Origin of the sequence: Microbacterium sp. NPDC089186 (genome assembly GCF_040685115.1) — a bacterium.
Taxonomy (GTDB): domain Bacteria; phylum Actinomycetota; class Actinomycetes; order Actinomycetales; family Microbacteriaceae; genus Microbacterium; species Microbacterium galbum.
Window position 1 is genome coordinate 239625 of the sequence record NZ_JBFBHJ010000002.1, and the last position, 14346, is coordinate 253970.

14 protein-coding genes and 1 tRNA gene are annotated in these 14346 nt (G+C 69.4%); 8 read left to right on the plus strand and 7 right to left on the minus strand.

The window, feature by feature from the left end; genetic code table 11:
* Window positions 1-132: 132 nt before the first annotated feature.
* The 4 genes from AB0N82_RS07365 to pstB all read left to right on the plus strand — a co-directional run bounded on the left by AB0N82_RS07365 (window position 133) and on the right by pstB (window position 4332).
* Window positions 133-1260 carry a phosphate ABC transporter substrate-binding protein PstS gene (locus tag AB0N82_RS07365; RefSeq protein ID WP_315994809.1) on the plus strand — a complete coding sequence of 376 codons (1128 nt, stop codon included), beginning with the start codon at window positions 133-135 and terminating at the stop codon, window positions 1258-1260.
* A gap of 237 nt (window positions 1261-1497) precedes the next feature.
* Complete coding sequence (gene pstC, locus AB0N82_RS07370; protein ID WP_315995265.1) at window positions 1498-2454, plus strand: phosphate ABC transporter permease subunit PstC; 957 nt, start codon at window positions 1498-1500, stop codon at window positions 2452-2454.
* A complete protein-coding gene (pstA, locus tag AB0N82_RS07375; protein ID WP_363389901.1) occupies window positions 2451-3533 on the plus strand; it encodes a phosphate ABC transporter permease PstA in 1083 nt (360 codons plus the stop codon). Before pstC ends, pstA begins: the two co-directional genes overlap by 4 nt.
* 19 nt (window positions 3534-3552) lie before the next feature.
* The gene (gene pstB / locus AB0N82_RS07380) at window positions 3553-4332 is read left to right on the plus strand and encodes a phosphate ABC transporter ATP-binding protein PstB (protein ID WP_264631205.1); all 780 of its coding nucleotides are present in this window, start codon (window positions 3553-3555) and stop codon (window positions 4330-4332) included.
* Window positions 4333-4401: 69 nt separating this feature from the next.
* Here the strand turns inward: pstB and AB0N82_RS07385 are convergent, their stop codons facing one another.
* The 4 genes from AB0N82_RS07385 to sigK all read right to left on the minus strand — a co-directional run bounded on the left by AB0N82_RS07385 (window position 4402) and on the right by sigK (window position 7935).
* Window positions 4402-5286 (minus strand): aminodeoxychorismate lyase, encoded by an 885-nt coding sequence (locus AB0N82_RS07385; RefSeq protein WP_363389906.1) that lies wholly within the window; start codon window positions 5284-5286, stop codon window positions 4402-4404.
* 533 nt (window positions 5287-5819) lie between these two features.
* The gene (locus AB0N82_RS07390; protein ID WP_315994812.1) at window positions 5820-6458 is read right to left on the minus strand and encodes a DNA-directed RNA polymerase subunit beta; all 639 of its coding nucleotides are present in this window, start codon (window positions 6456-6458) and stop codon (window positions 5820-5822) included.
* A gap of 65 nt (window positions 6459-6523) precedes the next feature.
* The gene (locus AB0N82_RS07395; RefSeq protein ID WP_315994813.1) at window positions 6524-7336 is read right to left on the minus strand and encodes an anti-sigma factor; all 813 of its coding nucleotides are present in this window, start codon (window positions 7334-7336) and stop codon (window positions 6524-6526) included.
* On the minus strand, window positions 7333-7935 hold the full coding sequence (gene sigK, locus AB0N82_RS07400; RefSeq protein ID WP_363389910.1) for an ECF RNA polymerase sigma factor SigK: 603 nt from the start codon (window positions 7933-7935) through the stop codon (window positions 7333-7335). Before sigK ends, AB0N82_RS07395 begins: the two co-directional genes overlap by 4 nt.
* 299 nt (window positions 7936-8234) lie before the next feature.
* On the opposite strand from sigK, the gene AB0N82_RS07405 reads away from it, so the two are divergent.
* Window positions 8235-8909, plus strand: a complete 675-nt coding sequence (locus AB0N82_RS07405; RefSeq protein ID WP_363389913.1) for a fasciclin domain-containing protein — start codon at window positions 8235-8237, stop codon at window positions 8907-8909.
* Between the two features lie 110 nt (window positions 8910-9019).
* Here AB0N82_RS07405 and AB0N82_RS07410 read toward each other — a convergent pair whose 3' ends face one another.
* Window positions 9020-10072 carry an iron-siderophore ABC transporter substrate-binding protein gene (locus tag AB0N82_RS07410; protein ID WP_363389916.1) on the minus strand — a complete coding sequence of 351 codons (1053 nt, stop codon included), beginning with the start codon at window positions 10070-10072 and terminating at the stop codon, window positions 9020-9022.
* Between the two features lie 23 nt (window positions 10073-10095).
* Between AB0N82_RS07410 and AB0N82_RS07415 the strand changes: the two genes are divergently transcribed.
* The 3 genes from AB0N82_RS07415 to AB0N82_RS07425 all read left to right on the plus strand — a co-directional run bounded on the left by AB0N82_RS07415 (window position 10096) and on the right by AB0N82_RS07425 (window position 12259).
* A complete protein-coding gene (locus AB0N82_RS07415) occupies window positions 10096-11148 on the plus strand; it encodes an iron ABC transporter permease (RefSeq protein WP_363389919.1) in 1053 nt (350 codons plus the stop codon).
* Window positions 11145-12143, plus strand: a complete 999-nt coding sequence (locus AB0N82_RS07420) for an iron chelate uptake ABC transporter family permease subunit (protein WP_363389922.1) — start codon at window positions 11145-11147, stop codon at window positions 12141-12143. The genes AB0N82_RS07415 and AB0N82_RS07420 overlap by 4 nt, the downstream gene beginning before the upstream one ends.
* Before the next feature lie 40 nt (window positions 12144-12183).
* Window positions 12184-12259: transfer RNA gene (locus tag AB0N82_RS07425), tRNA-Lys, on the plus strand.
* Window positions 12260-12399: 140 nt separating this feature from the next.
* Here AB0N82_RS07425 and AB0N82_RS07430 read toward each other — a convergent pair.
* Complete coding sequence (locus AB0N82_RS07430; RefSeq protein ID WP_363389924.1) at window positions 12400-13593, minus strand: low temperature requirement protein A; 1194 nt, start codon at window positions 13591-13593, stop codon at window positions 12400-12402.
* A gap of 93 nt (window positions 13594-13686) precedes the next feature.
* The gene (locus AB0N82_RS07435) at window positions 13687-14223 is read right to left on the minus strand and encodes a hypothetical protein (RefSeq protein WP_363389926.1); all 537 of its coding nucleotides are present in this window, start codon (window positions 14221-14223) and stop codon (window positions 13687-13689) included.
* Between the last annotated feature and the right edge of the window lie 123 nt (window positions 14224-14346).

A 14346-nucleotide genomic window follows, 5' to 3' on the forward strand; every position in this document is an offset into this window, starting at 1 on the left:
AACACCCCGGACGGGCCACCCCGGTTCACCTTCCGTTCACCCATGCAACGCACACTCTTAAGAGTCGCTGTTTACCGTTCCCGACGAACCCTGCACCGGGTTCCGTCCCCAAACATGCGAAGGATTCACATCGTGAAGCTCTCCCGACTCGCCCAGCTGGGCACCGTGGCCGCCGTGGCCTCCCTGACTCTCGCCGGCTGCGCCGGCACCTCGGGCTCCGGCGACGCCGCGGGCTCCTCGGCATCCCCCACGTCGTCCGACGTGGCGTTCAGCATCGACCCGAACCTCTCGGGCACGATCACCGCGGGCGGCTCCAGCGCCCAGTCCAACGCGCAGGCCGCGTGGACCAGCGCCTACAACGCGCAGGCCAAGGGCGTCACGATCAACTACGACAAGTCGCAGGGCTCCGGCGGTGGCGTCACCAACTTCCTGAGCGGCGCGTACGACTTCGCCGGCTCCGACGCCCCCCTCAACGCCGACCAGACCACCCAGTCCGAGGCCCTGTGCACCGAGGGCGGCGTCAACATCCCCGTCTACCTCGACGGTGTCGCGATCATCTTCAACATCCCCGGTGTCACCGACCTGAAGCTCTCGGGCGAGACCATCGCGAAGATCTTCGCTCTGCAGATCACCGACTGGTCCGACCCGGCCATCACGAAGGACAACGGCACCGCGCTCCCCGCCGGCGCCATCACCACCGTCGCACGCTCGGACGGCTCGGGCACGACCCAGAACTTCACGAACTACCTCGCCGCGACCCAGTCGTCGGTGTGGACCTCGCCCGCCGGGAAGGACTGGCCGATCGAGGGCAACGTCTCGAAGCAGAAGGGCGGCTCGGGCGTCGTCGAGGCCGTCAAGGCCGGCTCGGGCACGATCGGCTACGCCGACCACTCGGCCATCGGCGACCTCAACGCCGCGTCGATCGTCCAGGACGGCACCGCCGTCGCCTACAGCGCCGAAGCCGTCACCGCGACGTTCGAGGCCGCGGCCGTCGACGCCTCCACCGGTGTCACGGGCGACCTGGCGAAGAAGTTCGACTACTCGAAGCTCACGGCCGAGACCTACCCGATCCCGCTCGTGTCGTACGCGATCACCTGCACCACCTTCAAGGACGCCAAGCAGGCCGAGCTCGTGAAGTCGTACCTCGGCTTCGTCACCAGCTCGCTCGGCCAGCAGGTCGCCGCGAAGAACGCCGGCTCGGCGCCGCTGCCCGACTCGGTGCTCGAGGCCGCGGCCGAGACGCTCGCCGCCATCAAGTAAACATCTCTTCGGTTTCGGCCCGGCCCGCACCTTTCGTGCGGGTCGGGCCGGGCTGATCGGAACGTTCGACCCGGGTCGAACGCTCCGCTGAGCCGAATCCTCAGAGAACACCCGACCGAGGAGCACCCATGACCCGTGCCGAGCGTGAGGTCCCCCGTGACTGACACCGTCTCCGACACCGAGACCGCCCCGTCCGCACCGACCGATCCGACCACGTCGACCCCGGCCCGCACGAGCATCGTGGGCAAGCGCCGGGTCGGCGACTCCGTCTTCCTGGGTCTGTCGACCACCGCCGCGGTGTCGATCATGATCATCCTCGCGGGTGTCGCGATCTTCCTCATTCTGCGCGGTCTCCCCGCGATCACGGCCAACTGGAGCGAGGGCGACCTCGCCGGCTACCAGAACGGCCAGTGGTCGAACTTCTGGGAGTACGTCGGCCCGCTGCTCTTCGGCAGCGTGTGGGCGGCCTTCATCGCCATGATCATCGGCACCCCCGTGGCCATCGGCATCGCGCTGTTCATCTCGCACTACGCGCCGCGCCGCATCGCCGGCGCCCTGGGATACGTCGTCGACCTGCTCGCCGCGGTCCCCTCGATCGTGTTCGGCCTGTGGGGCATCATCGTCATGCGCCCGCTGCTCCTGCCCGTCGGCGAGTTCCTGAACGAGTACCTCGGCTGGATCCCGCTGTTCCAGGGCCCCGTGTCGTCGACAGGCTCCACGATGCTCACCGGTGGGGTGGTGCTCGCGGTGATGATCCTCCCGATCGTCACCTCGATCACCCGCGAGATCTTCCTGCAGACCCCGCGTCTGCACGAAGAAGCCGCACTGGCCCTCGGCGCGACGCGCTGGGAGATGATCCGCCTGTCGGTGTTCCCCTACGCCCGCAGCGGCATGGTCTCGGCCACTCTGCTCGGACTCGGTCGGGCCCTCGGCGAGACCATGGCCATCGCGCTGATCATCTCGCCGAGCCTCATCTACTCGGTGCTGTTGCTGACCGACGGTTACAACTCGCAGACCATCGCGGCCAACATCGCGCTGAACTTCCCCATCGCGACCGACCTGCAGCGCTCGGCGCTCATCGGGACCGGTCTGATGCTGTTCGTCATCTCGCTGGCGGTCAACATGTTCGCCCGCTACATCATCGGCGCGACGGGCCCCGGCGCCAAGGGTCGCAAGAAGGGCAAGCGCTCATGACCGTCACGGCTCCCTCCGCGCCGCTGGCCCTCACCAGCGGCCAGCTGCCCCGCTTCATCGAGCCGATGGTGCTCGCGGGCGTCGCGATCGTCGTCGCCGTGCTGCAGCTGCTGTTCGGCGGTTTCAACCTCGCGGCGTGGCTCATCCTCACCGCGCTGCTGTACCTGATCGCCATCGGCATCGGCTCGGCCATCGTCGAGAACCGCCGTAAGGCCGTCGACCGGGTCATCCGCGGCCTCGTCACGGCGGCCTTCCTGCTCGCCGTGGCGCCCCTCATCTCGACGCTCTACACGGTCGTGTCCAAGGGCCTCGCCGTGGTGAACCTGCCGTTCATCACGCAGGTCGGCGGCTCGGCATTCAACCCCGACACCCTCGAGGTCGTGGCGACCGCGGGTGCCTGGCAGGCGATCACCGGAACGCTCATCATCACGGGTATCGCCGCCCTCATCTCGGTCCCGATCGGCATCCTCGCGGCCGTCTACCTGGTCGAGTACGCCCAGCCGAACAACCCGCTGCGCCGCGCGATCACCTTCCTCGTCGACGTCATGACGGGCATCCCCTCCATCGTCGCCGGTCTGTTCGCGTTCTCACTGTTCAGCCTGATCGTCGGCCCGAAGGCGTTCAGCGGGTTCTCGGCATCCATCGCCCTGTCGGTGCTGATGATCCCGATCGTGATCCGCTCCACCGAGGAGATGCTGCGTCTGGTGCCCGCCGACCTGCGCGAGGCCTCCCTCGCGCTGGGTGTGCCGCGGTCGGCGACCATCATCAAGGTCGTGCTGCGCACGGCCGCCTCGGGCATCATCACCGGTGTCGTGCTCGCGGTCGCCCGCGTCGTCGGCGAGACCGCTCCGATCTTCATCGCGGCGAGCTTCACCGACAACTTCAACGCCAACCCGTTCGAAGGCCCGATGCAGACGCTGCCCGTCATGGCGTACACCGCCTACAGCTTCCCCGGACAGGACATCGACGCGTCGCAGGCCAACGCCTGGGGCGCCGCGTTCCTCCTCGTCGTCCTCGTCGTCATCTTCAACCTGATCGCCCGTATCGTGGCGGCGGTGTTCGCGCCCAAGGCGCGCTGAGCCCAGAAAGGCACCTCTCGTGTCCAAGAGCATCGAGGTCCAGGACCTCAACGTCTACTACAGCGACTTCCTCGCGGTCGAGGGCGTCTCGATCGACATCGAGCCCCGCTCCGTCACCGCCTTCATCGGCCCCTCCGGCTGCGGCAAGTCCACGTTCCTGCGGACGCTGAACCGTATGCACGAAGTCATCCCCGGTGGTCACGTCAAAGGCCGCGTGCTGATCGACGGCGACGACCTCTACGGACCGGGCGTCGACCCCGTCCTCGTCCGTCGTCACGTCGGCATGGTGTTCCAGCGGCCCAACCCGTTCCCCACGATGTCGATCCGCGAGAACGTCCTCGCCGGCGCGCGCCTGAACAACAAGCGCCTGTCGAAGAGCGACGGCGACGCGCTCGTCGAGAAGTCGCTGCAGGGCGCCAACCTCTGGAACGAGGTCAAGGACCGTCTCGACAAGCCCGGCGGCGGCCTCTCGGGCGGTCAGCAGCAGCGTCTGTGCATCGCCCGCGCGATCGCCGTCTCCCCCGACGTCCTGCTGATGGACGAGCCCTGCTCGGCCCTCGACCCGATCTCGACGTTCGCGATCGAGGAGCTCATCTCCGAACTCAAGAACGAGTACACGATCGTCATCGTCACGCACAACATGCAGCAGGCGTCTCGCGTGAGCGACAAGACCGCCTTCTTCAACATCGCGGGTACCGGCAAGCCCGGAAAGCTCATCGAGTACAACGACACCTCCACGATCTTCACGGCACCCACCGTGCAGGCCACCGAGGACTACGTCTCGGGACGCTTCGGATAAGCACTCGCCCCCACGAGAACGAAGGCCCCCGCTGTTGCGGGGGCCTTCGTCGTTCTCGAACGGGACGGATCAGTCGCGGCGACCGAGCAGGAAGGAGTTCAGATCGTCGGTGAGTCCCCGGTCGACGGCGACGGCACGGCCGTCGACGGCGGAGATGGGAGCCGCGAGGCGCACGCTCGACAGCAGCCAGGCGGCATCCGCCCGCTCGAGATCACCCACGGGGACGTTCTCGTACCCGGTCTCGAAGCCACGCTGCTCGAGGTGCGCGAACACGCTCAGCTGCGTCGTGCCGTGCAGGATCCCGGCGCTCGGCGACGGAGTGACGAACCGGCCGTCGATGCGGAGGAGAAGGGACGCCGTGGGCGCCTCGAGGAGGAACCCGTCGGTCGTGACGAAAACGGCATCGTCGGCACCCCGTCGCTTCGCCTCGCGGATCGCGGCCATGTTGACGGCGTACGAGAGCGTCTTGGCTCCCAGGAGCAGCCAGGGCGCGCGGGCGGGCACGTCGAGGGGGTACCCGCGATCGAGCGTCACGACGCGCACGCCGTCGCGTCGGGCCGCGGAGTTGTCGGGGGCCGTCGCGACAGTGACCCAGGCGGTCGGCATCGCGCCGCCCTCGATTCCGCGACTCAGGATGAGCTTGATGACGCTCTCCCCCGGCCCCGCCTCGGCGCTGACGCGCTGGATCGCCGCGCGCCACTGCGCGAGATCGGGTGCCGGCAGATCACACAGGGATGCCGAGTGCGCGAGTCGTTCGAGGTGCGGGCCGACCTCGTGCGGGTGCCCGTCGACGACCCCGATGGACTCGAAGACGCCGTCACCGCGCTGCGCGCTCAGGTCGCCGAGTTCGAGGGCGGGAGCAGACGGGTCGATCACGCGGAGCGTGCTTCGCAGATCGCCGCCCTTCTCGAGGGATGCCACGGGGTCGATCATGAGAGCGAAGCGCAGAACCATGACGTGAGCCTACGGGGAGACCCCGACACGCCCGGGTCTTGTCAACGGGGGTCGCGGAGGGAATGTCTCGGGGGTCGCCTTGTTACACTTTTCTAGCCGGGCCGCAGTAACCCCGGGCTCCATCTTCTGCCGCTCTGAGCGGCCTTGCGCCGAGAGGCGTTCTGCGGTCCGGCACTTATCTTTTCCGGCGTTCATCATCGATGCGGCGTGCAGTCCTCCCGCCCGTCGACCGCCTCGTTCTCTCCCGACCGCCGCGCTCTCCCATGCGTCCCTGCTCTGCGCCCTCCTGGGTCGCGTGTCCACGACGCGCCGCGACCGGCGCGTGCCTTCGGCGTGTCCTGGACACTCGACGGAAGAAGACGCCGCCGCGTGGCCCGATGTCGGCCTCTGCGCCGCGCGGTGCCCGAAGCAGCACGCGCCGCGGCATCCTGAGACGAGTGTCCGGGACACGCCGCGACCCCCGTGTGGATGCGGCGCGTCCTGGACACTCGAGAAAGAGCGGCCGGGGTTGCGCGGAAAGGAGGCGGGGCGGCTCAGGTGAGGGCGTCGCGGCGCCAGAGCGACGCGGAGGCCGACAGGTCGTCGGCATAGGTGGCGAGACGGAGGGCGCGGGTGGTGAGCGCCGTCGCGCGCTCCGACTCGGTGTTCTCGTAGTCGTCGGCCAGATGCGTCGAGCCGGCCGCCTGGACGCGGCAGAAAGCGGCGGCGCGGTCGAGAGCCACCGCGAAATCGCCGTCGAAAAGCCCGCGGAGGATGGTGTCGATGAGCTGCACGAGCTCCTCCGGGCCGGCCGGGGCGGGCGCCCCCGCGACCACCGCATCGACGGTGGCCATCTCCACCCGTCCCCGCTCGTACAGCAGCGCCGCCGTCGCCGCGTCGTCGTGGATCATCAGCTGCAAGAGGTAGAGACGCCACAGGGCACCGGGGAGCGATCGGGCAGGCGAGCGCGACCAGAGTTCGGCGATGTCGTCGATCCCGTGATCATCGGTGAAGGCGACGAGGCGTTCCACCACGTCGACGCTCGGGTCGGCGCGAACCCGCGACAGCAGCGCCTGAGCGGTGCTGTGGGCGACGCGCGACACCTCGGCGGGATCCTCCGCCGAGAACAGGCGGTCGAAGAGTTCGGCGGGACGCCGGACCGGCTTGTGGAATTCGCGGGGTGAGTCGCTCATCATTCCAGGCTAGAGCGTGCCCCGCCGCGGGCGGGTCGCGAACGACCCGCTCACCGGCCGTGGGGTCACGCCGTGGCGACGGCGACGACCGGAGCAGAGCTGGGCGTCCCGTCGGGCGACCCACCCGCCGGCTCGATCGTCACGGCGATGACATCGCCGCTGTGCATCTCGCCCTGCAGGACCGCCGTGGCCTTGCCATCGGCATCCGGTTCGAAGGTGCCCGCGGCGATCGGCGTCTCGCCGCGCACGAACCACAGCTCGTAGGTCTTCCCCTGCTCGGGGGCCGGCATGCCGTCGGTGACCAGAACGCTCTGCCCCGTCGACGGCGACCAGTGCGCGGTCGCCACGGTGCCGTCGGGCATCGTCGCGGTCGCCGACTGCGCGTCGGGGGCGTCTTCGATCTGCTGGAGCGCCACGACGGCGGCCGGGGGAGCGAAGATCTGGCTGACGGTCACGGCACCGAAGCCGAGCACGAGCACGGCCGCGAACGAGGCCGCCAACGTGAACCACCGACGCGGTCCCCATCCGGATGCTGCGGACGGACCGATGGTGACGCTCTCGCGCTCGGGTGCGACCGGAGCGGCACCCACGGCCGCGAAGTCCTCCTCATCGAGACGCGAGGAGGACTCGTCGACCGGTGAGGCCGAGTCCTGCGGGAGCTCCGAGATACGCGCGAACAGGGATGCGCGGACGGAGGGCGGGGGCTCGACGGGCTCGACGGAGGCGCTGATCGCCGTCACGATGTCGCTCGCGTCGCGCACGTGGTGGTCCCAATGCGGATTTCCCGCCAAAGCCTCCTGGTACGCGCGCTCATCTGCCTCTGACAACGCGTTCAACGCGTGTCCGACGGCGAGGTCGGCGAAATCCCTCTCGTTCACTTGTCCACCCCCATTTCCATCCTCAAGCGCGACAACCCGTCGCGCATTCTGGTCTTGACCGTTCCGAGCGGCGCCCCGACGAGGGTCGCGATCTCACTTTGGCTGTACCCGCCGAAATAGGCGAGCGTGAGGGCTTCCTTCTGGGCGTCGGGAAGCGCCGCCAATGCATCGACGACGCGCCGCCCTTCCATTTTCAGTTCTACTCTCTCGGAGACATCGTCATAAGCGACGTCCATATCGCGGAATCCCGCGCGCACATCTCGATCCGTACTCGACTGCGACGACCGGACCCGGTCCACCGCTCGCCGGTGCGCGATCGTGAGCACCCACGATCTTCCTTGACCTCTGTTCGGAGTGAACCGTGAAGCGGATTGCCAGACTTCGAGGAAGACCTCCTGCAGGACCTCCTCGCTCTGGGCACGGTCGACGAGCACGCGCAGGATCAGACCGAAGGCCCGCGCGGAGAGAGCGTCGTACACGCCCGCGAATGCGGCACGGTCGCCGGCGGCGACGCGCATCAGAAGGGCGCCGATCTGGTCGACCGACCCCGTCCCGTCGTCGGGGAGGTCTAAGCCGTCGATCACCATGTCATCCATCATTGCCTACCGGCCTGGAGAGTCCCACGCATACGCGCGCGCGTCGCGGTTGAGCTAGGGACGGCGGGAACGAACCCCCACGCGGTGCTCGAAAAATATTCGGAAGAATATTTACTCAACTCTGATCTGGGCTTTTCCTTCAAATGGGACGGCGATTCGGGGTCCGTGCGCAACATTCCGCAATCCGATCCCCGGGGGGTCCCGAAGACCCTGTGTAAGCCGCTCCACGGCGAACCGCCCCTCGCACCGGGGTGTCCCTGCCGGGTCGCAGACCGCGATCCGAACGATTTCGGAGGAATGTCATGCTCACCAACAAGAAGCCTGTCGTCGCCGGTCTCGCCCTCGTTCTGGGTTCGGCCTTCGCTCTCACCGCATGTTCGGGTGGCACCACCTCGGGCAGCACCGCCGAGGAGAGCTCGTCGGCCCCCTCGATGGCCGCTTCGCCCTCCGCATCGGCGTCGTCACCGATGATGGACCCGGCCGCCAACCTCGTGGGCCCCGGTTGCGCCGACTACGCCGCCGCCGTTCCCTCGGGTGCCGGTTCGGTCGAGGGCATGGCCGCTGACCCGGTCGCCGTCGCCGCCTCGAACAACCCCCTCCTCACCACGCTCACCGCGGCCGTCAGCGGTCAGCTGAACCCCAATGTGAACCTGGTCGACACCCTCAACGGCGGCGAGTTCACCGTCTTCGCTCCGGTCGACGACGCTTTCGCCAAGATCGACGCCGCGACGATCGACTCGCTGAAGACCGACACCGACACCCTGACCAAGATCCTCACGTACCACGTGGTTCCCGGCCAGATCGCGCCCGACGAGATCGACGGCACGCACACCACCGTCGAGGGCCAGGACGTCACCGTCGCCGGCTCCGGCGACGCGATCACGGTCAACGGCTCGACCAACGTCATCTGCGGTGGCGTCCAGACCGCCAACGCGACCGTGTACCTCATCGACTCGGTGCTGATGCCCCCGATGTAAGTCCTCGGAGCGTGAGCGATCACGCATCCGACCGATCGACAACCGATCGGACCTGACGGCGAGCGCCGGACCCCAGGCGAGGGGGTCCGGCGCTCGCTTTCGTCTGCCGGTCAGCCGGCATCGACCTCGCTGATGATCTCGTCCTGCACGAGCCGGGCTGCCGTGGGTCCGGCATTCATGAACCATGGGTCGTAGTCCACCGGTACGGCCCGCCCGTCGGTGACCGCTCCGAGCGTCGTCCACAGCGGAGCGCTCTCGATGAACGCGACGCCCTCCCCCGTGCCCGCGTAGAACACGTGGTCGGCGTCGGCGAGATCGATCTGCTCCGCGCTGATCTCCTGCGACGTCTCGTCGAACTGCTGCGACGAGGGGCGACCGAGGCCGAGATCCTGCGCCAGACCGCCGGCGAAAGACGGCACACCCATGATGCGCGTGCGGTCACCCGTCGACTGCAGGAACGACACGGTCGTCGCTTCCGCCTCGCGTCCGGCGGCGAACGCCGCGCTGTCACCCTGGAGCGAGTCGAGAACGCCCCGCGCCGCGCCCTCGTCGCCGAGCGCGTCGGCGATGAGGAGGAAGTCGCTCTTCCAATTGACCCCGTTTCCCTTGGTCACGACCGTCGGCGCGATCGCCGACAGAGCGTCGTAGAGCTCGGCGCCGCGCGTGGCGTTGACGAGGATGAGGTCGGGGGCGGCTTGCGCGATCGCCTCGAGGTCGGGCTCCGTGCGCTGGCCGATGTCGGTCATGGCGTCCAGGGCCGCGGCATCCTGGGGGAAAGCCTCGCGAAGGTACGCGGGCACGAGTCCGCTGTTCTCGGCGCGGGTGGCGGCGGTGGGCACCCGGCCCAGGGTGAGCAGGGCGTCGAGCTGGCCCGTCGACACCACGGCGATGCGGGTGGGGGCCGCGGGGATCTCGGTCACACCCGCGAAGTGGGTCACCGAGCGGGGGAAGACCCCGTCGCCCTCGGTCGAGCCCATCCCGGGCTCGAGATCGCGCGCGACGACCCACTCCCCGGTCGAACCGACCTCGGAGTCGATGGATGCCGCGGGGGCGGCCGTTCCGGCGCACCCGGTGAGGGCCAGGATGGTCGCCGCGGCAAGGACGCCGAGCAGGCGTCGGGGACGGAAACGGTCGGTCACGGACGAAGAACGAAAGGCGATCACCCAGTTAGGTTATCCTTACCTGTGTGACCGACGTGACCGCCGCCGTTCTCCCGTCGGCCGTCGCGGAGCGCGTCATCGAGCGGCGTCGTCGCGTACGCGCGCGCGCCCTCGTCTTCACCCTCGTGATGCTCGGGGCCGTGGCCCTGCTGGTGGTCGCGAGTCTCGCCGTCGGGTCTCGCCCTCTCGCCCCCGGCGATGTCGTCGCCGCCCTCTTCTCGGATCGGCGGGATGCCGTGGGCGTCATCGTGCACGAGCTGCGAGCGCCGCGGACGCTCACGGCACTGCTGACGGGCGCGTGCCTCGGCGTGGCCGGAGTGCTGATGCAGGCCGTGACGCGCAACCCCCTCGCCGATCCGGGCCTGCTGGGCGTGAACGCGGGGGCCGCGGTGGGAGTGGTCACCGCGATCGCCATCTTCGGCGTCGGCACGGCGAGCGGATACGTGTGGTTCGCCTTCGCGGGAGCCGCGGGTGCGGCGGTGCTGGTGACGGCCGCAGCACGATCGGGTCGGCGCGGCGACACCGTGGGTCTCGTGCTGGCGGGGGTGGCGCTGAGCGCGTGCTTCGGGGCGCTCGTGCGGATCATCACGCTCGTGGACGACGACACCTTCGAGTCCTTCCGCTTCTGGGCGGTCGGCTCGTTCGAGCGCCGGGATCCCGACGTCGCCCTGCAGTTGCTGCCGTTCGCCCTCGCGGGTGTGATCCTCGCCGTCATCGTCTCGCGCGGTCTCGATCAGCTCCGCCTCGGCGCCGACCTGGCGCGCGCACTCGGGGTGTCCCCCGTCCTCGTGGTCCTCGGCGCGGGCGCGGCCATCACGTTGCTGTGCGCGACGGCCACCTCCGCCGCGGGACCGCTCGCATTCATCGGACTGCTCGTCGCTCATCTCGTGCGCGGGATCGTCGGCGTCGGCGTCCGCTCGTCGCTTCCGGTCGCCGCGGTGACCGGCGCCGCCCTCACGGTCGCGAGCGACGTCATCGGGAGGGTCATCGCTCCCCCCGGGGAGATCGAGGCGGGGATCGTCGCCGCGTTCCTGGGCGCCCCGCTCCTGCTGTGGCTCGTCATCCGGAGGGCCTCGTGAGCTCCGTCGCGGCCGTCGCCCGACGACGTCGGTACGCCCTGGTCACGGTGGCGATCGTCACCGTCGCCCTCGGCTCCGCCCTCGTGGGGGTGACCACGGGGTCCTTCCAGACGTCGCTGGGCGATGTGGCGTCCGTCTTCTCCGGCGGCGCCGATGCTCGCACGAGCGTCGTGGTGCTCGGGCTGCGCGTGCCCCGCGTGCTCGCGGCGCTGCTGATCGGCACGGCACTGGGTCTGGCGGGCGCCGTCTTCCAGACTCTCGCCCGCAACCCGCTGGCGAGCCCCGACATCGTCGGCTTCACGGCCGGCTCGGCCACCGGCGCGCTCGTCGGCCTGATCGTCGTGGCGCCCACGGCGTCGCCGGCCGCGGGGGCGTGGATGGGCGGACTGCTCACAGTGGCCGTCGTCATGCTCATCGCGCGCAGCGTCGGCGTCTCCCGCGAACGCACGATCCTGGCCGGCATCGCCCTGTCGATGCTGCTGGCCGCGGCGAACGACTACCTGCTGACGCGCGCGCCGATCGAGATCGCCCGCAACGCCGACCAGTGGCTCCACGGCAGTCTCGCCGCCACCTCGATGGATGACGTCGCCCTGCTCGCCGGGGCGATCGGCATCCTGAGTGTCGTGCTCATCCTGCGCCGGCGGGATCTGCGCGCCCTCGAACTCGGCGACGACACCGCCCGGTCGCTGGGGGTGCGCACCCCGCGGGTGCGGCTCGTGCTGCTCGTCGTCGCCGCACTGCTGACCGGCACGGCGACCGCGGTGTCGGGTCCGATCGGCTTCGTCGCCCTCGCGGCTCCCCAGCTCGCCCGGCGCCTCTTCGGCGCGAGCGGAATCCCGTTGCTCGGGTCGGCCCTGACCGGCGCGGCCGTCCTCGTGATCGCCGACGTCGTCGCGCAGCGCGCGCTCGCGCCGCTGCAGATCCCCGTCGGTCTCCTCACCGGCGTCGTCGGCGGAGCCTATCTGTTCTGGATCGTCGCGCGCTCGCGCCGGTGAGCACGTCGGGCTCGGGCGTCCCGGTAGGCTGGAGTCATCAGGGCCTGTAGCTCAGTTGGCAGAGCATCGGACTTTTAATCCGCGGGTCGAGGGTTCGAGCCCCTCCGGGCCCACCACCTCAGCGTTCCCCGCATACCGACCTCGGCGATCCCCAGGGGAGACGCACTGTCCGAGCACTCACACCGCCTTCTTTCCAGAGGCGGTTTTCCGCGTGCGCGAACTCTTCGTCCGTAGCGAGCGGCTCGCGAACGCGGAGTCATCCCCCCGCCCTCCTTCCGCGACGTATCCGCTCGACGGTCTCCCCCGCTGCCACGCCCACGAGAAGGACCGCGGCCGCGATCGACAGCCTGAGCGCGTCGAAGAACGGGAGGAAGAAGGCCACCCCCGCGAGCGCGACCAGACCGACGAGGCCGATCAGCTGAGCTCGCGACCACCGTCTTTCGAGAGTGCGCCGGAAGAGCGCGGTGCCGGCGAGGAAGAGCATGGGTGCGCCGACGATGACGATCGTCGCGGAAACACTTCGCTGGTCGGGATGCGAGAGCATCTCTTTGTCGCCCACGCTCATCAGGACGATTCCCGCGATGATCGGGAGATGCACCCAGGTGTACGCGGTGCGGGCGAGTCGGGCCGGTTCGTCCGACGCCTCGATCGCCTCCGCACCGATGCGCTCGCCGTGGTCGAAGTAGATCCACCATGCGGCCGCGGCGGTGGCGAAGGCCGTCACCAGCGACGCGACCGACGACGCCGACGACTCCTTTTCGACGAAGGCGAGGCCGGTGATGAGCAACCCCTCGCCGACGGCGATGAGGACGAAGAGCGAGGTCCGTTCGGCGATGTGAGGGCCGGACAGATCCCACGATCGAAGAAGCACTTTCCCTCGACCCGGTATCGGGTACCCGAGGGTCGTACCGAGCAGTTCGAGAGCGAGAGCCGCGGTCCACAACGGCAGCTGCCACGCATGCGGCAGCACGGCGCCGACGATCCAGAGGGCGCCGCCCGCGGCGGTCCACCCGAGGATCAGAGCGAAATCGTGCGCCACCCGCCGGTCGTGGCGCGCCGTCGCCCACACGATGAACGCCGTTCGACCGACCTGGAGGACGACGTAGGAGAGGGCGAACGCCCACGCCCGATCACCGAATGCTTCAGCGATCGACACGCTCATCACGAGCGCGACGAAACCCAGTGCGACCACCGCGCCCCGAACGGGGAGCTTCACCGGGTCGAGCCAGTTGGTCACCCACGTGGTCGACACCCACGCCCACCACAGGGCGCACACCATGATGATGCCCTCGAGAGCGCCGAGCGGAGTCTGGTTCTCGTACAGGTAGGCCGACAGCTGCGTCAGCGCCAGGACGAACATCAGGTCGAAGAACAGCTCGACGTAGGTCACCCGATCCGCGCGCGAGGAGTCCGAGGGACGGAGGACGTCGCGGGCCATACCGAATGCCATGCCCCATCCTGACACCGGTGCAGGGGGCTCAGACGGATCTCCGAGGCCGGCCGTGACGGGCCCACCTCCCACGGTGGGGTCTCACCGGCCGCCTCACCCGCCCGGGCAGTCGCAGGTCCCGCCACTGGCGCACTGGCACGGCAGCGACGGGTAGTCCTCCGCGGTCACCGTGCGGCGCACGTCGAGTCCGTCGATCGGCTCCGGCTCCCCGTAGCGCGAGTAGTCGATGACGTCGGCGACATCGGCGAGACCGTGGCCGGCGCCGTCGGTGCAGTCGGAGGCGAGGGTGTGGATCTTCCGCTCACCGGCAGGGAAACGCAGCTCGAAGCAGACGGCCGCGCTGCGCTGGTCGTAGAAGAGTCCACCGCCCGTCTCGACCCCCGCCGAGGTCGCGAGGATCAGAGACGTTCCGTCATCGGATGTCGCGAGGCCGAGGAGCTTGTACAACCCCCCGGCCGGGACGACGGCGGGGTCGGCGTAAGCGGGTCGCACATCGGAGACGAATCCGATCCGGGCGATCGTCGCCTCCGGGTCGGAGACGATGTCGGCGCGATACGGCCAGAAGGTGTCCTGCGCCCCGTCCACCGAGCGCGCGAGCGCGTCCTCCAGCTCCGCCTCCGGCGAGGGCATCACCCCGCACCCCGCCGCCAGCAACGCAGACAGGCCGATGGCCACCGAACAGATACCGCGTCGTGCTCCCCCGTGCATGCGGGTCAGTGTGCCGCATCCCGCATCACCGCAGCGGCATGCGGG

Bases quoted from the DNA above. Each gene is read 5' to 3' on its own strand.
- pstA (WP_363389901.1), top strand. From the start codon at position 2,451: ATGACCGTCACGGCTCCCTCCGCGCCGCTGGCCCTCACCAGCGGCCAG.
- AB0N82_RS07385 (WP_363389906.1), bottom strand. From the start codon at position 5,286: ATGGTTCTGCGCTTCGCTCTCATGATCGACCCCGTGGCATCCCTCGAG.
- AB0N82_RS07390 (WP_315994812.1), bottom strand. From the start codon at position 6,458: ATGAGCGACTCACCCCGCGAATTCCACAAGCCGGTCCGGCGTCCCGCC.
- sigK (WP_363389910.1), bottom strand. From the start codon at position 7,935: ATGATGGATGACATGGTGATCGACGGCTTAGACCTCCCCGACGACGGG.
- AB0N82_RS07405 (WP_363389913.1), top strand. From the start codon at position 8,235: ATGCTCACCAACAAGAAGCCTGTCGTCGCCGGTCTCGCCCTCGTTCTG.
- AB0N82_RS07430 (WP_363389924.1), bottom strand. From the start codon at position 13,593: ATGGCATTCGGTATGGCCCGCGACGTCCTCCGTCCCTCGGACTCCTCG.
- AB0N82_RS07435 (WP_363389926.1), bottom strand. From the start codon at position 14,223: ATGCCCTCGCCGGAGGCGGAGCTGGAGGACGCGCTCGCGCGCTCGGTG.